This is a genomic window from Brevibacillus dissolubilis (genome assembly GCF_006170445.1).
In the GTDB taxonomy this organism is placed as follows: Bacteria; Bacillota; Bacilli; order Brevibacillales; family Brevibacillaceae; genus Brevibacillus_B; species Brevibacillus_B dissolubilis.
On record NZ_VCNA01000004.1, the window covers coordinates 277,532 to 298,457 of the forward strand.

Sequence of the window (20,926 nt, forward strand, 5' to 3'; positions counted from 1 at the left end):
TAGTCTCCTTTGTAATAAGTCCTAAAATTAAAAAATCTAAAATCGTACCATAATAACAAATAACGCCGCTATTGTTGCTAGTGGCGTTATTTGTTATGCTCCAGGAACTGCTTCACGAGTTAATTGCCCTGTCAGCGGTTGTGCGGTATTTCCACTCCGCTTACCAGATTTTTGCCCATCTATTCTTTCTCAATCAGCTATTCGGATAACTTGTCACCACAGATTTTAACTGGTTCCGTGACTGATGCTGTACTTCGTGTCCACAAGTTCCTTCATAATAAACCTCCAACGCCGGTTCTCGTCATTTACTCCGGTTAGAAGCTCTCGCCTGAAGCTCGTTAGGCAAGCCATTCTCCAAAGTGCGAGTGCTCTAGCATTAAAACTGCCGAAGAACCCAGCTTCTAAAAGGAACCTCACTCATATCTTCTGCTCCACTTACCCTCAAAATTTTCTGTTATGAGTTTTTGGCTCTCATTTTGGATGCACCAGTTTTCAAAAGGTTGATCTGACGCGGGGTGTATTTTTCATCAAAGCAAAAACCCGTAACAGAAAGTAAGTTCTGTTACGACTTTTGCTTTGATGACTCATCAGTTTCCTTTATCAATGTAGCCAAATGTATGTGTATGCATTATTAAATCTAATCCGCCACTCTGGAGAAAGGAAATCTAATAAATAACGTCAAAAATAAAAACCCGCCATTATTGGCAGGTCTAACAACATACACTACTAATTCTGATTCAATCTTACACTCCAAAATAATTTTAAAACAAAATTTTTAAGTTAAATTTAATCGCCAATAACCAAATGGGTTATAAAACAAATCGTCTTGTGAGTACATTCCGCATTCTTCATGTTTTAATGAATAAACAGACGAACTCGGACTTAATTGAAATGTATCACCCTGTTGGAGAATATTATTCTCTGTTAATAAATAAATGAGAAATGTTGTCAATAGATAACCTGCATCTTCTGCAGACATGTCCGTTGTAATAATAGCATCTGGGTATCCTAAATTATGCATCCCACAGGAATAATACGTATGATCATCCGCTAAAAGGGTCACATATCCATGGAATATTTCTACGATATCTTCAGACTTTGTAAACTCTAACCATCTTTCAGAAGTATGAGCTACGCCTGATGACTCTATTTTAACAGCTAATCCCCCTGCTTTAAGCAGACCACTTACTGCATAATTTATATTGGTAAGCGAGCGTAAGTCACCCGATTCACCTATTAAATAGATCGTTAAATTATGGTCATCTATTTCCTTCAGTTGCTCATCTGTAAAGTTGCCTGCATGCATAAAACTTTGAGATAGATTTTCGTCACGTTCATATATTTCAACAGTATATGTATCTTTTGTTTTACTGTTAATCAAATGTTCTCCAGCAAGTATATACCCATCACTTTTTGATGCTACCGCTGTAACGATCTCACTCTTGTTTTTCCATCGACCTGGTACCCCAACAATCGTTTCGATTACAGAATGCAACTCTCTCCACCCTCTTACTTAATATTTCATGTACTTTGAACTTCAGTTTTTAGTAATAAACAATCTTTACAAAATAAGAAGTAAATTAATGATTCCCCGATTACAAAATCCACTGTAGATATTGCATTTCTCTCATTCCCGTAAGTTTCCCCTGTGATCGTAGACACATATATCATTTCTTTCGAGCAACATGGGCATTCACGGTCTATTGGACCACTCGCATACAATGGTGCACCAAGCAATCGACATATATACTCATCACCAAAAGATTCAAATGCTGATTCATAGCTTTCATCATCCACTGGTATATCACCTTTAAACATATTCATTAATTTCATATCCATTCTTGGCAATGGTGAAGGAATTTTATCTTCAGCATCCATTTCCCAGTTTTGAGTATTGTTTTGATGGAGAATAGTTATCTGATTCTTTATCGGATCAAGTTTGAATGTTTGTGGTTCCCAATAATAAGAACAATTCAAACAAGAAATTAACGGAAGTTCTTTCAGATTATCTATTCTCACTATCGCCAATCTCGGATCGGATAAATCAAAAGTAAAAATCTGATGTAAACTCTCTTTACAATTCGGACAAATCGGTAACTCCCACGTTTGTCCACCGAAAAAATGTCTAGAGTGATCTGTTCCCTCCACTACTCTAAACCCAATAAAGTCCTTCCAGTGTGGCCCTACTTGAAAACTGTAAGGCTTGGTAAAATCACCTGTAAATGGTCCTAATAATGAAATATCAATCATCCTCCTTGATAACGTCGTATTCATCATAGCAAAAATTTCCTTGAATATAAACATACCCTACGTAGCCGTTTAAGCATACGTAGGGTATATGTATTTACGCTACTTTACTACTTCTTCGGATAAAGCTTTTTTCCATATTGGACGGCTTCTTTTAAACCCTCATTATATTTCTTCCCATATAAATCTTTAACATCCCAAACATCTTTCGCCAGCCTTTGCCTTGCATTCAAACCAGCATCTTCTTTCATTGTTTTCTTACCTTTACCTGCAAATGTTCTGGTTTGAGCATGATCAACTTTTGTCATTTTCACGGCTGGTCCATTGTTTCTAGAAACACCTTGAGTTTTATTATAGGCATTCTGTGGGATATGGTGTCCAACTTCGTTTGGACCTTTAACTTTGTCAACATCACCAAATTTTCCGCCGTTTATCGTTTTCTTGGTGCCACTCTTACTACTATTATTAGCTAACATTTTTGTTATCTTGCCAGCATTTTTAGTTACTTGTTTTACTACTACCGGGGCTGCTACACGTACAATGACCCCAATAAGGAAAATCAAAGCGGGATTATGCCCATCTGGATCATTATACTTCAGCGGATTATTCCATCCATACGTATACAAGTTCAAGCTATGCGGATTACTAACCTGCCCCTTGTACGTATCCTCCGTGATAAACCGTCCCACGTTTGGGTCGTAGTATCTAGCCTTCAGATAGTATAGCTTCGTCTCAGGATCATAGAACTCACCGCTGTATTTGAACGGATTGGACATGCTTTCCCTTTGGCTAGTGATATTGCCCCAGACATCATACTGGTACTCATTGAGAGTGACGCCGCTCTTGTCCTTGACATACACGATATCACCGTGGCTGTTTGGGTAGTAGAAGCCTTCCTTCGTTACGGTTCCGCTCATGTCTTGTCGGAACACCAGCTCTTCGCCCCAGAAGTTGCGGGCTTTCACCTGATTGGAGGCATCCAGTTCCTCGATCACTTTGTCGTCGAGATAGACGTACTTGGTGGTGTTGGTTCCGGTTGTTTTGGTGGCTCGGAGTTCGCCTGGATAATAGGTGTAACTGCTGGTGATCCCTTCCATCGTGGAGGTGGCCAGGCGGTTCAGTTTGTCGTAGGTGTATGTCGCTGCTGACTCATCCAATACCGCATTGGTGGTCATTCCCTGACGGTTGCCCCGGGTGTCGTAGGTGTAGGTACGGGTTTCTTTCGGAGTTTTCTCGTCGATGATCCGGTCGATCTTGTCGTAGCGGTATGTTCTGGTTTCCGCATTGCATGTTTGTTGGCTGAGGTTGCCGAAGCCGTCGTAGGTGTTCGTTTCTTTCCAAACGGAGGTTGTTCCTTGGGTGTGAGACAACTCCTTCATTTCGCCAAACGAATTGTACAGCTTAGTAATACCAGTGTTATTCGGGTATTTGATGGCGACCGTCTCATCCTGTGGCGTTGTGGTATACGTATATTCAACAGGTGTGGTGCCAAGCGCTGTACTGGACAGTTGAGTCATACGACCGAGGTTGTCGTATCTGTAGGAGACAGTCGGCCCATTTGGATAGGTAAACGTGTCAATCCGGTCATCCGCGTCGGTGTATCCGATCTGGTATTTGCGTGAAAATACGGTCTGGGCGGTTCGGCGGTTAAACGGGTCATATTCATAGGTGATCGTGTGATTGTTGTTCCGTTCGCTTATAAGATCTCGGCTGAGAGGGTCATAGTCTTTGTCCTCTGTGTAGACCGTCACGCCACTTGTATCTTTGATGCTGGTTACATCTTCTTCATAGAGCGGGGTGTACGTATACTCGTAGGTGTTTTGACTTTTGTCCTTGTACTGGCGGACTTCCCCTGTTGGCGTGTAGACAAAACTCTCAACCGTTCTTGTCAACGGGTTCGTCTCGGTCAATTTCCAGGAAAGGTTGTTGTAGGTGTATTCTGTCGTACGTTTGGAGTTCTCCACCACGGCCTCAAGATTGCCGTCGGAGTCGTATTCAAACTGATATTGATTCAACTCCGGGTCTCTAATTGAGAGAAGATTCCCTTCATTGTCGTAGTTGTACGTCCAGCTTCTGGCGATATTGGCTTTGTTGGAGACGGTTTTTCCTGTCTGGTGGCCAAAATCGTTATAGGTGAAGAGGGTTGTCCTCTGCTGAGTCGTGTCCCCTGTTTTTTCTACAAGATCAGTGACCAGTCCTGTTTGGTCTTTGATCTCCAGAGTATCAAGACCTCTTGGGTTTTGAACACGAGTTGCTGATTTCGGGAGATAAGTCCCGCCACTCATCTTCTCCGCCGCATTCGCATACGTATAGTTCGTCCAGTGGCCTACACCATTGACCTCTGAAGAAAGGGAACCATCCGGGTTATAAAAATACTGTGTCTTAAGATTGTCCATCCCAAACGGAATACTTGTTTCTAAGTTAGTTCCGTCAATGGTGTAGGTGTTTTTTTCTAATGTGCGTGTCTGGTTATTGGCAATCTCTTGCTTAAGCTCAATTTTGCCAAATGGATTGTAATAAGTCTCGATCCGGCTGTTATCCGGGAAGTGCTTGGTTACTTTGCGGGTGGTCTCGTCATAAGTATAGCGGACCAGACGTGTCAAACCTTGGCTGCTGAAGGTCTCGTCCGTGACTCGGTTGAGACTGTCGTACTTGTAAGTGATGTTGCTGCCGTCTGGATAGGACTGAGACAGCAGGCGTCCCAGCATATCGTACTGATAGTTTACACGAAGAGTGGTTCCCAGACCATCCCCCAGATCGGTTGTGAAGGCCTCCGAAGTCACATACATATCCTTCGAATCGTAGGTGAAATTTTTGACTAAGGTTTTGTTGGTATTGCCGTAGAACGTCTCTGTGACCTGAGTAGGTACTCTGCGGTCTGCTGGATACACGTAAGTTTTTTCGACCTTGTCATAGCCGATTTGGTTCGGATACGTGTCAGTGGTTGTTTCTGATAACAACAGCTTGCTGATATCATCGTAAACAAAGGTCTCGATATGTTTACGGGTGGTGTCTTTGCTTGTCTTCGTTATAGAGGACACTTTGCGAAACTCTGTCAGAGAATCAGACCATTTTTTATAGAGATATTGGGTGGTGTTTCCTTTGGCATCGATCTCTTCGATGATATCTCCAAGTGAATTATACGTAGATTTGGTTACGACAGCGTAGTTCTTCACAGCGTCCGTGTAATCTACTACGGTTGGGTTTTTCAGATAGTTGAACGTAGCTGCGGCGGTGGCTGGCAACTCTAAGAATGAAAACTCATAGGTTGGTTCGGTGTTGTTGCCGTCGTAAGCATAGCTGACATAGGAAATCGGGTTGTAGGTAAAGTTTTCTGTCCCGTTGCTTGCCGTTAACGTACCGTTTTTTTTGTTTTGTGAACGTACATACTGAAGTCGGTTGTTCCCCTGCGTATTGACACGGAACTTTTTGAGATGAGTTGTAACATCTGGAGTGTTGGCATAAATGGACGGCACGGTCTCATAAGAAAAAATCTCGTCACCAAACCGTTGCGTCGTGTATGAAAGCCGTGCATTTACTGATTTTGGCTTTTTCCATACTTCCCAGAATCGTCTGCCCGTTTCATCGGACAACAGGTATCTTCTAATGATATTCGTTTCAGATTCTTCCCCATAAGGGGTGTAGGTGATATATACGTCTGTAACTGGATGATAACTCATGTAAGATAGGGCGTGATCGTCCTGATAGAGACGAACCAGGCCGCGTTGGTCCATTCTCTTGCTGTTATCGTAGAAGGTATAGTAATACTTCATGGTATAGCCTTCTTGTGGATACTTTACATTACTCAGCAAGACAAAGTCTGTCGTGTACATATCCCGCTGGTCTTCATACGTGTACATGCTGTCTTCAAAATCAGTGACCGCCGTCTTGTTATACGTAACCTTATAGTTAAACTCGGCCAGACGTTCAAATATACTGTAGCTGTATTCGGAAAGGTTTTTCCCGCTGACTCCATCTCTGACGCTGGTCAATTTCAGGTAATCAGGAGCATACAGGGTGCCGCCTACATTTTCGGTCACATAGCGTACCATTTTGGACGGCGAATAGGTGGAGGATGAATTCTCGTAAACCGCGAGACTCTCAATTCCGTAACTGGTGCTGTTATCGAGCACAATATAGCGGTTCAGTGCATCTTTTATCGTAATATCCGACCCGTCTTTATGCATATTGTACTGGATGCGGTCACCATAAGGATTGGTTTTGGTTACTTCGAGCGACAGACCATCATTGTAGGTTCTGAACTCGTAGACATAGCCACCCTTTCCCACTCGGAAATGGTATTTGTTATAATCCACGAGTTGGAAAGAAAGTTCGCCTGGATATGGATAGTCTTTGAAGCTGCCATTCTCGTAGGTCAGGCTTGTTCCGTCATCGAGAGTAATGACCCAGCGCTCGTGATGAGTAGGGTATTGGCGGAAGGAGGAGCCATTCGGATCGATACTGATTACATTATCCGTATACTCAAAATATGGCAGGTTGAGCGTCCAGCCGACTGAGAATGGAATCCATTCGTTGGCAAAGCGCCTTTTGCGGGTGTCATTGTAGAAGGTTCCTGGACTGGTTTTCGACTCATAATATCCCAATTCTTTCGGTTTCGCTTGGGATGAGTTATAACGGCGCGTGATCACGAGGTCCATATCACGCGGCCCCTCTAACACCAGATCATTTTCCACGATATTCGCATCCCGGAATTGATCGCTTACCGGATCGGTCGTGTTCTGTCTGGCGTACAGGTAGGGACGGTCAATCTCTTTGTAGCGGAGGTTGCCATCCAGATTTTTGGTTGTCGTGGTTGAGGGGTTGTCTGCGGTAACCGCATTCGTGGTGATGCTTTGTGCTTCTTTTGGAGCCAGGGTTGGACTGGTTTCCTTTTTCTTTTTGTCCCGCTCTTCTTTCTCCTTTTTCCATTTCTTATGGGTGTTTGGGATTAACGGGATGTGTTTGGTTAGAAGCTGGATCTGGGACGGTTTCAGTGCTTCCATCTGCTGAAGGACATCTTCATCATCCCACTGAAGCATCTCGTTGAATTCATCTTCTGTAAGTAATTTGTTCAGATTGCTGTAAAAATAAGAGGCAATCTGTAAGCTTTTCCGGTCAAATTGTTTGTAGATTTGCAGCACTTCTTTGGTCGTGAGCTGATCCCAGTGCATATCTGCAATCTGTTGTTCAGTCAGGTCTAATTGACCCTTTTTTCCCTGGTTTCTCGCTTCTTGGTCTTGGCTGGATTGCTGAATTACCCAGTCTTTTGTGTCTGCATGGACTTCTGATTGAGGCAATAGCTTCGGGGTTGTCTCGCTCGCAGCTACACCAGCTGGTGATAATGTCGTAACCAACAGGCTTAGCGTAAGAAGTCCATTTAGTAATCGTCTTTTCATTATGGCTCCTCCGAAAAATGGATTGAAAATGTTTAAGAACCTCTCACAAAAACCTCCAGCAGCCGATACTGTCAGAGGTTTTCTGTGAAAGATCCTCTTTCTTAATAGCTGATTGTCGGGTCCCAGTTCAGCCCGTCACAGTAGTTATCCGTCATCCCTTTATTCACGATGAAATAGATTTCTTCCCCGGCCACGACGTCGATTTCGATATCATGCGAAGCGCCCACCTGATCATCTGCACGGATGACAGCCCACTCTTCGTAAGGCCAGATTTTGGTTGCATTCTTCACGATCTTGATCCAGACTCCATCTCCACACACGTGGTCGTCCATGAAGGCGCGGCCAGAGATGCGGACGAGTCCGGTCATCGGCGCTACCCATTTGCGGACGGAGTCGCTTTCGTCTGGATGCTGGACACCTGCTGTAATGTCTGTGTTAGGGAAAGAACCCTTCCAGTATGATCCGTTGAAACTCATAGGTTGGTACAGCGTGTCCCACTTATACTCCTGGTAGTACCAGTTGTTCAATCCTTGCACCGGTCCGAAGTCTCCGGACGCGGTATAAGAAGTTTTGAGATAGTCATAGCTGATGGTTGGGTCCCATACGGCACGGTCGCACCAGTTGTTTTGTGCTCCTTGGTTCATGACAAAGTGGATGGTATCCCCGGCATTCACCTGTATCTGAATGTCGTGGGAGAGTCCAATGATGTCATCGAAAGCGATGTGCTGCCAGCCGGTGTTTGGCCAGATTTGCGTATTATTTTTCATGATTCGTACTTGGAAACCGTCTCCACAATCGGCAAACTGTTGGGCGACATTGCCGCTGACCCGTACCGTACCTTGTCGAGGGGCTACCCAGGAGCGGACGGAGTCGTAGGCGTCGGTTTCTTGGCGGTTCGGGAAAATGCTGGTGTATGTGTACGAGCCGTTCCAGAAGTTGCCGCTGTCGACATATCTTAATTGCTGATACGCTGATCCGGTCCATTCTTGGTAGTACCAGTTGTTTTGGCCTTGGATGTTGCTGAAGTCTTGCGAGGCGGTGTAGGAGCTTTTGGAATAGCTGTAGGTGATGGTTGGGTCCCATTCGGCACGATCACACCAGTTGTTTTGTGCTCCTTGGTTCATGACAAAATAGATTGCATCTCCTGTATTCACTTCTACTGAGATGTCATGGGAGAAGCCAACCGTGTCATCTGCGGCAACATATTGCCATCCTGTATTCGGCCAGATTTGGGTGTTGTTTTTCATGATTCGGACTTGGAAGCCGTCTCCGCAATCAGCATACTGCTGGGCTACATTGCCGCTGATCTGGACAGTTCCCTGTCTTGGTGCCACCCATTTCCGCACAGAATCATAGGCATCGGTTTCCTGACGATTCGGGAATACACTGGTGTATGGGTACGAACCGTTCCAATAGTTCCCACTGCCCGTATAGTTCAAATCCTTATAGGCTGAGCCTGTCCACTCTTGGTAATACCAATCGTTTTTCCCTTGCAGATTACTGAAGTCCATTGAGGCTTGGTATTGTTCTGGATAGATATTGGCCACATGAACTGGGACGATTTGCGACAGTCCACCGAAACCAACCTTCAGCGAAGCTGCTCCCACTTTTGCCACTTGTAAATAGCCCGGATTGGCAGGATTCGGAGCGAAAATGCCTTCATTGGATGATGACAAGGTGGCTACCTCTGTCACATCTTTCATAGACCCGTCTGGATATTGCGCACGGATTCGGACTGTTCGCTCACCCGGGCTCACTTCGATTGGATTCGGAGTGATCTGCAGCGCGGTGGCCCGTTCTTGTACAACCAACGTATTCCACACCATGGTTTGACCTTGAAACGTGGTGGTGAATTGAGCTTTCCCTTCTTTTAAACCTGTCAGCTTACCCGAAGAATCAATGGTAGCGATATCTGGATTCAAGGCGGCAAAAGTAACTCCCGATAACTTTGCAACACTGCCATCTTCATAATTCGCGTACAAGCTGACCGTAGTTGGTTCACCGATTCGCACTTCATTAAACCCTGGGGTAACGGAGTAGTTTTTAATCGCGGTCGTAACGGCGACATTCACGATTGATGTCAGCCCGTTAAACGAAACCGTAACAGATGTGTTCCCTTTGCCCACTGCATGGACCATCCCCGGTGAAGGCGTCCCTTTCTGATTGACAGTGGCTACCGCGCTGTTCTGTGCTTCATAGACCGCTACGGCATTCGCGCTTGTTGAGGTTCCATCGAGCATCAATACGGTAACGTTAATCTGTTGGCTCTGCCCCTGCTTCAACGACATCATGGACGGACTCGCGGTGATGGCTACATAATTGGGGTCCGTTGTCGGAGGTGGGCTTGTTGGCGGCGGGGTTGTTGGTGGTGGAGTCGTTGGAGGATCTTCTGTATCCGGCGGTGGAGTATCACCTGAAACAACCTTACGCTCCGCCAAATTTCCGTTTAGGTCGTATACATACTCCCATCGGGGGATCTCAAGCCCGTTCTCGATCTTACTTACAGATAGAAGCCGGTTGTTGTCATCGTATTTGTACGTGTACAGGTATTCCCCGACAGTAGCTGCGTCGATAAAGGTAAACCCAAACGTGTTACTGGTGATGCTTGAGGTGGTACCCGTAATGAGGGCTGGGTCTACCGTAACAGATGCATTCGTGATACTATTCGCTTTCGTATGCTGGGTCGCTTTTCCACTAAAGCTGATGGTGAACTGTGTATCACTGTTGCGTGTCACGTTGATGGTTAGACCAGCCGGAAGATTATTCACCCGTATCCCGGCTCTGAGGTCGGTCTGGACGAAGGTGCTGTTTTCCAGAGCGACAACCTGTACGTCCGTGATGCTGCCGTCATTCGCTGCGGCTTCGTTGACCGTCGCGCGGATGGCAGTGAGCTTCGGTGCTGTTGGTGTTGGAGTAGATGCCCCGACATATTGGGCCGTTATTCTGGTGTGCAGGGCATCGGTGGATACGGCAGGACTTAGCTTGATAAAGTACGTTACATTTGCGGTCAATGAATATTGAATTTCTGAAAAGACTGTCGTGCTGCTGGCATTGTCGTTTTCGGTCAGCAACTTGCTTAGCGTGTAGCTGTCATATAGAGCCAGCTTCGTGTTATTGCTCACTCCCAAAGCCTTATAAGGGCTGGTAAACACCTTATAGATTCCCGATTGAGGCGGGGTAAAGCGGAAAAGGACCGTCTCTCCCTTAGCTCCCTGCACATCTACAGGCGAAGATGCAAAGAGGATCGGATCGGATATTTGGTTAATGGTCAGTGTATATGGGTTGGTAGAACCCGGATTTTGCATGATAGAAATCCCAATATAATACGTAGAACCTGCTGTCACATAGAAGCTAATTGTTTTTTCTGAGCTGCTTGTCACATCGGTATAACCGTCGATCACGTTATGATTCGCGTCGTGTACGGCATAGACAAATGTAGCGCCTGCTGGAACTTTCAACGACACACTCGTAGAGCCACTTTTGGAAGCGGTTAATTGAAAAACATCGAGATCTTTTTCATCGGGGATCGTACCTGAAATCGACGTACCCCACGTCGATATTTTAGTAGCGATACTAAAATCGTCGTTTGGTTCATACGCATCTGCCGTTGCCTGTGTTTCTTCTGTATCAGATTCATCCGTATTCACAGGAAAAAGCGAATCGTGATATTTGTTTCTCCATTGCTCTGCTGTTTGTCGCAGCTGGTTCAGTTCCGCCTTTTTGGTCTCAAAATAGGAATCGATACCCACCTGCAAAGCGGCAGCTTCACTGTCACTGACGGGTACCCGCTCGTATTCATCCGGGAGGTCAATCAGGCGAAGATGCTGTTCACGTACTTGTTGGAGTTGTTGTTGAATCTCTTCAGCCAGTGCTGTCTTGCCATTGCTCTCTGCCAGCTTGACATACCACTCCATGGTCTGAATCGCACCCGTCACCTTGACATCATAATCGTGGATCAGGGAAATCTGTTGATCCGGGGTCAAGATTGGCGGCTCCGTCGTTGGCTCCTCTGCTGGCAGAGGCCCAATCGGCCCATCAGTGATCCCGAGTGCTTTTGCTGCATTCACCAAGCCATGACCGTACTCACGCTGATCTCCGAGCGGTGTCGCTGACTCGATCAGACGCTTTTTCACGTCGTCATTGGTGAGCTTTTTGTCCGCTCCCCAGATCAGGGCAGCCACTCCTGCCACGTGAGGCGCAGCCATTGAAGTTCCAGATTTAGTGCCAGTTCCGCCGTCCATCGTGGTACTGAGGACGGTTGAACCGGGCGCCACCAGATCCAACTCCTCTCCCGTGCTGGAGAAGTACGCTCTTTTATAACTCTGGTTGATGGCACCAACAGACAGGACTTCCGGATAACGGGCTGGATAAGTCTCCGTCTCCTCACCTTGACCGCCGTTTCCTGCCGCCGCGATTAAGAGAATGCCGTGATTGTCAGCAACTTGAACCGCTTCGTGTAAGGCTTGACTGTAGGTATTCCCTCCGAAACTCATAGAGATGATGTCGATCTTCTGATCAATCGCCCAATCGATTGCTTCGATGACTTGGGAATAACTTCCGGAGCCGTTCTGATCCAATACTTTGACGGAATACAGTTCCGCTTCTGGCGCTGCTCCGACCACGCCGCTATTGTTATTCAGAGCGGCAATAGTACCCGCTACATGTGTTCCATGACCGTTGTCGTCGGTGGTGGTTCTGATTTTTTCACCGAAATAGACGGCTTCTGTTACGGACAAGTCTGTATGGGGAGCAATCCCCGTGTCGAACACCGCAATTTTGACCTTTTTGTCTGTTTCTTTGTGGGACTGGGCGAGGTCTGCTCCAATCGCACGAATTCCCCACGGGGTTGCTTGATCGTTGGTTTGTGGTTGTGGTTTTGCTTGCGTATGCAATGATGCCTGGCTACCTGACTGTGCAGGCTCATCCGAGATCTCGGTTGTGGCATCTGCCTCCACATAAGCGACATCCGGGTCAAAACGCAACTGTTGGAATTCACGGTCCGTTACTTCCACATGAAGTGCTTTTATATGCTTGTTTTTCTTGTGTTTCTTGTTCTGCCAACTTTTTTTCTGAATAAACTTCTCTGGGTCCACATCTTTTTTCAACCCGATGATGACCTTGCCCTCCGCCCCTTCTGCCGGTCCTTCAGCGATGGTTGTTGCAGGATAAAAGAACCACTGCATCACCATACCAAACATGACCAGCACGGTTAGCACCCTGTGTTTCAAAATGTACATTCACCCTTTCCAAATATTATCAATTAGTTCTATCGGATCATTATACTCCAAAAGAATATTTCTTTAAATAATTAGAAGCCAAAAAATCCCTCTAAATGGATAGAATTTTGTCTCCATTCAAAGGGTCCCCCAGATTCGATTAATTCGTATTACACATTCTCGCTTCCGAGTCATACTTGATCACATTTCAAAGTTAATGTCACATGAATATCGACATTTGGTACACAAAATGTATATACAACCGAATATCAATGTATAAGAAAGCTCTGACTTTGGATTTATCCGCTTTTTCTTTGAAACAAAGTTTGACTGTATAAATTATGTTTACCAAATCTCCCTTAAAAAAGCAGAGAGGAACGGGTATCTAATCCGAGCAACTTTCCAGACCGTTCACATAAACAGTTGGCCCAGTACTTAGACATGAATCAGTCACACTTCAAATCTATTACTCACAAACTTGTATGGAGGAATGATCTTCCCTAACTTCACGCACCCATTTTCCATCCATCCACTGATAAAACATCTCGTTAAAATGCATTTTTAAATCATGATCAGTGGTCACCCTGACCATTCGGTGCTTTATCATCTCCTGCACTGGCGCTAATTCTTCTAAAGTCTCCGCAATTAACAGGATTCTCTTACTCTCGTACTCCCACCTAAGTGCTCGTTCCCATTCTTCCATGTTTCCGCGAACCACACCAATATAGAACCTCATATTTTTCCTGCGGATTATCCCTACATATGGCTCTGATTCTGCTCGCTCAATCATCACAAGCTCTTTCTCTGTAAATTTACCGTACAGTTGAAAAAACAACATCCGCTGCAAAACATCTTCAACAGTAAATCGCTTCCAAACTACTCCTCCATAGCTGTTAAGTACAACTGGTGAAAGAGTGTAGATCGGAATTTCTTTGTGCTGATCTCGTAACACATGGGGAATTACGTATCCTTTGTGGATCATTTTTTTCATCTGCAATTTATTCTTATTAAAAAAAAGACGGGAGAGCTGCGCTCCCCCGATAATTCCGATCTTAGCTAATGACTTTGCCACCTGCTCCTCGCGAAGAGTCATGTGTGCTTTCACGATGTTAGGCACACGATATGTCCATTGGACCGTCCAGCCGTGTTGTAGTGAGAAAGGACTGAGTCTTCTTTCGTTAGATTGGCTATTAATCGGCTCGTCAATGGTACTATGTAAACCTAGGTCGGACAAGCCGCCCCCCGACTGGTATGAGACGGGTGCGGACTGCTGATTACTCGAATATCCCTCCTGTTTGGTCCCCATCCTATCTCACTCCTCTCACAACTTACGGATAATCTTCGCCCGAATTTGCTCTTTCTTCACATCTACTTTGAGGATGCGAACCAGCACTTCTTCGCCCTTGGAAACCAGATCAAACGGCATATGCTTGCAAAGCGCATCTACCCCGCGTTCAAGGTTGACGAAGACACCGTACTCTTCCACACCTGATACCTTGCCAACATAATCGTCAAGCTCACGATAACGGCGTGTGCAGTCCGGCCATGGCGGTGTTTTTAATGCTTTTGCACTTACTTTGATTTCCTGTTTTTCCTTGCGAACGTGCGTAATCTTTACTTTTAGATGATCACCCACTGCAAAAGAGTCACCCAGGTCATCGATCCATCCGTAGTCAACCTCCTCTACTGGCAACGTGACCAAAATACCGCCGATATCTACACGCAGCCGCTTGCGGTGGACACTTCTGACGACAGCATCGGCTACTTGTCCTTCCTCAATGCGCTGCCATGTCAGGGAAGCCATATGTTCGAGGGCCAGTAATCGGGAAGCGGTGAAAACATCCCCTTCCCGATCAAACGAAGTAACTTTGAACGCCAACATCTCACCCATAAGATTTCTCATTTCCTGCAAGGTATTGAACCCAGAGTGCTCAAGTGGAATGTAGCCGCGAACGTGCCCAACTCTTACAACGGCACATGGGCGGTTCAGCTTCTTTTCGATGCCAACCAGACGTGCTTGCATGATCATGCGGTTCTGATAAGCGCGATAGATGGACAGCCAGTGTTCGTCCACTTTGCTCATGTCCAACTCGGCTTCTTCCGCCTTCTCCGGCTGATAGCCTTCTACCAATACCCGAAGCTGGCGGGATTGAGAATGTGAGGATTCGCCGACAGCTTCCACAGTTGTGTCAACTTGCTCAAGGAGTAGCGTACCTTCTTCGCTTGCTAAGGAATGCTGGTCCATTGGATTCTCTTGAATTTCTTGCTCGGCTGGTTCGCCCATAACTGGAATGTGTTGCTCTGCAAAGTATTCTTTGTTTTCCATAGTTTCTTCTCTCCCTTGCTAGTGATTTGTTATGGCTTAGAAGTATCGTCCCCCCAGAAGGAGGAATTACTCGACCACGTAGAGGCTTGTGAAGGGTTTGGATTTGAACCTTCATGTGGGTCGAGATTGTTGAGTTTTTCCGCATTGTTTTGGTGGTGTAAGCCAACTGGCTCGTCTTTTTGCGCCTGCTGTTCGCCTGTCTTACTGCGCTGTTCCATTTTTGCGGCATTTTTCGAATCCTCCCCCCCTTTCAAGGTAACTTTATCAACAGTTTCCACAGATTTTTTGTTGATAACCTGTGAATACTTCTGCTCTTCTAACCACTCTTTGAACATTCGCTGGTTATGCTGTTCTACCGATTCAATTTTTCTGAACTGGAAGAGATTACGAACAGCACGAAAAGCCGCACTAGGTAACGTGCGGAAATCTACAAATATGTTGGGTTGAGTGATAAGCTGTTCTTTCCAATCTCTTGGGACAAATAGGCCTCTGCCCATGCCTGGAGGCTGTGGATGCCCGTCTTTTAAAAGCTTGTGAACGAAATGAAAAGCCGGCATTCCGTCCATCAGGAACGTAGGGGAAAAGCGGTGTTTCTCCTGATCCACTTCTCTGTAGCTCGTCGGGAATAGGGACGGGAGGATACCACCTTCAAACGTTTCCATCCGCTCGGTGACGATCTCTTTGCCGAATTCGTCAGCAAATTCTTTCGCATCAGCGGCGCTCAGACCTCCGAAGGCGATCTTGTTGCGGCAGCTTGCCAAGATTGCTTGCTTTACTGCTTTTGCACTTAGTTTTCCCGTCTCCACTTCCAATTGTCCAAGAGACTGAAGCGCGAAGATTCCGGCCACACGGTACTCTGCTGCGATGGATAGGAACCGTTCTACATCAGGATTCATGTAGCGGGAATACTCGTCTACGATGAGATAATGCGGAACTCGGGTCTCTTCCGTCCCCGGACGGCGAAACGTTGCCAGTTGCAGATGCATAGCGATAAACTGTCCGAAAGCGTCTCCTGCTGGTCCGAGTAGCCCAAGCGCGGTATTGACGGCTAGTACGCCACCCTCTGCAAAATGTGCGTCCAGGTTAATGCTGCTCTTGCCCGTGATGATCGACTTGAGGTTGTCGTTGGACGTTAGGTTCTCCAGTTGCGCCCGCAGACCAATGACTAGCTGCTTGTACTTTTTGGCAAGATCCCCGTCGCCGAGCAATTCTTCTTTGAAGAACTTCACAAGATCGCTCTCACCTTGGCGGCTTTCGAGAAGCGCGACGTTTTGCTTGAGTTTCTTCTCATCCCTCAGGTTGTCCAGTACATCGGTGATATCCATGCTGTCTTGGTAGAGTTCCTTAAGCAGTTTGGTGATGTTGCGGGTGGACAGCTCCTGGACGATGGCGAAAAAGGCTTCTTGCCTCCCAAACAAGCTTTTCAGAACGGCAACAGTGGCTTCTGATACGGAGTTGGTGTCTCCATTCATGACATTGAGCCGATCTGTTTGAAGTGGGTAGCGTGGATCGAGGCAGAAGAGCGGGATTTCCATTGCATCGCACATTTCTTTGACCATTGAGACCACATCGCCCTTTGGTTCCACGACTGATAGGCCAACGGGAGTGGCACGTTTTTTTGCCAGCAGGATTTGATAGATCAACGGCTTGAGTAGGGTGGCTGTCTTGCCGCATCGGGTAGGGCCGACGACGAGCATGTGGGTGAAAGCGTCTTTGCCGCCCCATCGCAGGGGGACGGAGATAAGTGGGATCACTTCTTGCTCACCTCCTCTCCTAGTATGAAGTCAAGAGCATTTGGTTGTTCAAGCTTGACTGGGGATTGTTTTCGGGAACGTGAAATAAGCCACCGAGAGACACGATGACCGTTAGGCGATATGGAATTAGGAGAATTCTGTGGACAGTCTTTTGGGAGACTCTTCTGGTAACGCGCATGTATCACCGGTATCAACAAGGAGACGATCAGCAAGCCGAATATAGGGAGTTTGACTAGTAGAATTGACATTCTACCGACACCATATCGGGCAACCAAGTAGCTTCCAATCAAACCTATACCGCTCACAAACACTGCGTGGGTAAACCATAGGGCTTGCCTTGTACGAAATTCACGGATTAACATGACTAGGCTAGACAGGAACAGAACCGTTGGAATCCATAGTGGGATACGTATGTTCATCCCCGTAACGACGAGGAGCCATGCAATTATTACGAGTGTTGCTCCTATTCTGGCCATTCTCCTTCTCCTTTCTACTCATTTAGCGATACGGAATAAATCCGTCCCTTTGTGCAACTCTGACTTTTGCTTACATCATTAGCTCGTCTCTCGTTAACTCAACAATTTCTACATGCTCATAACCTCGTTGTCTCTCCATGCCAATGTCCTGCCCCTCCCACTTAAGCAACAGCACTCCACGCCCATCCTGCCGATACCGCTCATACGTGTAGCGAAGCAGCCAATTCAATGCCTGCACATCGTTGAGCAAACAGTTGCAAAGATACAACTCCCTACCATCGCTAGTCCGTATCAGATACTTACCGAAAAGAAACTTATTTTGCACAGGTATCACTTCACCATACCGCCTGAAAAGCTTCAGCCACTCCTCTTCGCTGTGAAAGCGACGCAACAGCTTAATCCCCCGCTGAAACGGAAGCAAATTAACTTCCATTTGGCGAATATCCTCCTGCTTAATCCTGTTGTATACATCCTGGCTGTGGCAAAAGATGAACAAGTTCGTCAAGCGGCTGTTATTGATCTCATTCACCATGCGCTTGATCGTCTTCTCTCTCGTGTTCTTCTCCAAGATATAAACCGCGTACTCTTTGCCGTCCGAACGGATCAGCCCGCCTTTGAGCATCGCACCCCGATTCATCTGGTACTGCGCCTTGTAATCTCGTCCATCTACGAATTTCCACCCATACGGACTAAGCTGGGTGTACAGCTCATTGCGGCTCACGATGTAGGGAAGTCTCCGGCCAGATGGTTTGTTTTCCCGCGCTCGCCTGGTTCGTTCGATTAGTCCCTGTTGTTCCAAACGGTCTAGTCCTTTTTCGGTTAGGTAGTAAAAAGCCCCGACTTTTTTCCCTCGCTCTCCGATTATTGGCTGGCTTTCTACCAATCCCTGTTTTTTGAGCAGATGCATCCGGCGGTAGACATAGCATGTGGAATCCGAATAGAACACTTCCTTGATCTGCTTCACCGTCAATCCACGATATTCGTAGAGAGCCATGAGTAATTCATCATCTCGCTGCTTGCCCTTCATGCTCACACCTCCTTCTCTGTGTGGGTCTCAATCTAGCGGATCTTGCTCCCACTTTGCGCGGTTGTTGGATTGTCGTCACCAGCGCGCTAGTTCCTCCAATCCTTTTCGCTTTCGTATCTTCCGCTCATGTTCTCGTGAAAAGCCTTGTCTGACCGGAGAATGGAATAGCTTTACCATGTCAAAACCGTATCTTCCGCTCTGATTTTCCCAATAAGCTGGGGATATCAAGGTTTTTCGCCATTTTCTCAATGTCAAAACAATGTCATTACCAGAGGTGTCAAAATCGAGTGTGTCCAAACAGCGACATTGTTTTGACACTTTCCTCCCTGTGCCTATATTAATGAAGATTCTTCTGCCCATTTTGACATATAGATTTCAATAAGCTTGCCCATGTTGGAGGCATCGGTAACAAATATCTCTACCCTTGGATGCATGGCATCGAGAAATCCTGCTTCCATGTAGGCAAGCTTCCTCCAGTTGTCATCCCCGATGATCCCACTGTGGCGCAGACCGTTGAAAATAAACCCCTTGTTGCGGTTGTCTAAATCCCGCAAGCGAAGATCCGGAAAATAGTGAGCCAGAAAAACAAAGGCTGGTTCAAAATGAAGTGTAATCGACTCGTTTTTCACAAACTGGACGAATTGTTGGATGTAGTAGTCCCGAACTTTGCGGTAATACTTGCTGTCCTGCTTCTCATAGATAAACGGAAGCATCCCGTCCATAACCAGTTTGAGCACTCCGTTTTGATACTCATATATCAGTGTAGATAGATGCTCTGGTTGTGTCTGATACGGGCATTTCCAGGATTGTACGTCGAGCAGTTGGTAGTGGAGGTCGATCCGCATCTGTTCTAGGTGCTTGATCATCTCGGTGAGGCGGGCTTCACGGTCGTCCAACTCTTTCTCTGTGAGATAAATAGTTTGAATGGCTGTCATAGGTTTGTCACCTCTCCTCTCCATAAATACATCCGATGCGGATTCTATTGGTATCCAACAAATGCGCTTAGCATCCGATAGCACCCGTGAAATCCGAAAACATTTCATTTTGCCAACAGCATCTTACTTGCGATCATGCAATTTTACATCTCGGAGTCTTGCAAAGCGGTTAACGACGCTAGTTCCTTCGACTTGTGATTGTGACTGTTTTTGTCGGCTAAACACAGATGGACGACCACTTCCCCATCCGCTTCCTCCAAACGCATTTGCCTTCTTTTGATACGGATTGAAACTCGATTGCCCCACACTCTCGATGGCGGCAGACAAATCCACCTCTTTTTCACTGCTCCCTTCGTCCAGCTTTCGTGCATCCCTGAATTGTTTCAGTTCCTCTGCCAGTTCGGAAAAGCGGTCTGGTATCGTCATTCCAGCAAAAATCGTATAGATCACGGCATAACCTTCATTCCAGATCGGATCACCGTATTTACCGCGCATACGGAAGAGTGGGTTGCACTCCGCAATCACTTTCTTGATTACAGCTTCTGTCTTGATATCTTTGAAAAACTCGGCACTAGATGGCCGCAGCACAAAACCACCATACATCGTCGCTGTCCGATAACGATGACCGCACGAAAAATAGCCCTTGTGAATGCTTGCCATCATCTTGGCTTCCAGCTTATCTAGGGTGAAATCCGGCTCCAGCCTTGCTTTTGCGACGGTAAGAAACCCGCCAGATAGTTGAATGAGCTTCAACAAATCGGACGGGTCGTAGGTGACATTATCGCTGCCAAAGTTGGCGGGTATGAGATTCAGTTCATGAAGCGTGCTGACAATAGCATGGTTTCCCTCGTCTTTCCACGAGAGCGTTTTGTTTTGCATCTGGCGTGTCCCTTTTTTCAGCTCAAAGTCGTGGTAGATTTTCTTATTGTCGGTCAGGATCACGCTGGCGAGTGGCTTGGGTTCGTTTGGATCGAACAGTTCGTTCTGGATTCGCAGAAACTCCTTGATCTCTTCCAACAGCAGAAGCGCATTCGCAATCTCATCCATATCGTCAAATGGCAACGAGATCAAAAACGTAACTGGGACAGGAAAAAATCCTTCTCGAATCAGTTGCAGCGTAAGCGATGCCCAGCCCGTTCCCACACCTCCGCCCGCGCCAATTGTTACAAGCAGATGATCGACGTTGGAAAACTTTTGTTCCATGATCAAGGCCAGTTGGCTTCGCAGTTGATTGGCTTGAGGATTTACGGCTGGATCAAAGCGCTCCACCACGAGAGACGGCGTTCTCGCAGCTCCTCTCATTCCATCAAAATGAATGCGGTCTTGTTGGGGAATGTGTTGCAGATGGGTCATATCCGTTTGAGCAAAATTGACGGCCAGTGTCGGGTAGCACGGTGTACCGTCAGTAAATTTGTAGCCTGCAAAGATATCCGCATCTTTGTTGCCCTTTTGTCCTGCGCCGATCACACCGAAGCGGATGGAAATGTCTCGGATATATTCGTTGGCCGTCATGTATTCCAGCTCTTTGCTGTTCATCAGGGTCATGTTA

10 protein-coding genes are annotated in these 20,926 nt (G+C 46.4%); all 10 read right to left on the reverse strand.

The window, feature by feature from the left end; translation table 11 throughout:
• Positions 1-775: 775 nt before the first annotated feature.
• The 10 genes from FGI41_RS10425 to FGI41_RS10470 all read right to left on the reverse strand — a co-directional run bounded on the left by FGI41_RS10425 (position 776) and on the right by FGI41_RS10470 (position 20,922).
• On the reverse strand, positions 776-1,495 hold the full coding sequence (locus FGI41_RS10425; protein WP_139490060.1) for a DUF4261 domain-containing protein: 720 nt from the start codon (positions 1,493-1,495) through the stop codon (positions 776-778).
• A gap of 26 nt (positions 1,496-1,521) precedes the next feature.
• Positions 1,522-2,277, reverse strand: a complete 756-nt coding sequence (locus FGI41_RS10430; RefSeq protein ID WP_255298417.1) for a hypothetical protein — start codon at positions 2,275-2,277, stop codon at positions 1,522-1,524.
• A gap of 80 nt (positions 2,278-2,357) precedes the next feature.
• A complete protein-coding gene (locus tag FGI41_RS10435; protein WP_139490061.1) occupies positions 2,358-7,643 on the reverse strand; it encodes an RHS repeat domain-containing protein in 5,286 nt (1,761 codons plus the stop codon).
• A gap of 101 nt (positions 7,644-7,744) precedes the next feature.
• Complete coding sequence (locus tag FGI41_RS10440; RefSeq protein WP_176560212.1) at positions 7,745-12,871, reverse strand: S8 family serine peptidase; 5,127 nt, start codon at positions 12,869-12,871, stop codon at positions 7,745-7,747.
• Between the two features lie 454 nt (positions 12,872-13,325).
• Positions 13,326-14,165, reverse strand: coding sequence for a hypothetical protein (locus FGI41_RS10445; protein WP_139490063.1), 840 nt, complete (start codon positions 14,163-14,165; stop codon positions 13,326-13,328).
• Between the two features lie 15 nt (positions 14,166-14,180).
• Complete coding sequence (locus tag FGI41_RS10450) at positions 14,181-15,185, reverse strand: S1 RNA-binding domain-containing protein (protein ID WP_255298418.1); 1,005 nt, start codon at positions 15,183-15,185, stop codon at positions 14,181-14,183.
• 29 nt (positions 15,186-15,214) lie between these two features.
• A complete protein-coding gene (locus FGI41_RS10455; protein ID WP_255298419.1) occupies positions 15,215-16,939 on the reverse strand; it encodes a type IV secretory system conjugative DNA transfer family protein in 1,725 nt (574 codons plus the stop codon).
• Between the two features lie 546 nt (positions 16,940-17,485).
• Positions 17,486-18,442, reverse strand: coding sequence for a replication-relaxation family protein (locus FGI41_RS10460; protein ID WP_139490064.1), 957 nt, complete (start codon positions 18,440-18,442; stop codon positions 17,486-17,488).
• 332 nt (positions 18,443-18,774) lie between these two features.
• Positions 18,775-19,377, reverse strand: a complete 603-nt coding sequence (locus FGI41_RS10465; RefSeq protein WP_139490065.1) for a RusA family crossover junction endodeoxyribonuclease — start codon at positions 19,375-19,377, stop codon at positions 18,775-18,777.
• 123 nt (positions 19,378-19,500) lie between these two features.
• The gene (locus tag FGI41_RS10470; protein WP_176560213.1) at positions 19,501-20,922 is read right to left on the reverse strand and encodes a cell division protein FtsZ; all 1,422 of its coding nucleotides are present in this window, start codon (positions 20,920-20,922) and stop codon (positions 19,501-19,503) included.
• Positions 20,923-20,926 lie beyond the last annotated feature (4 nt).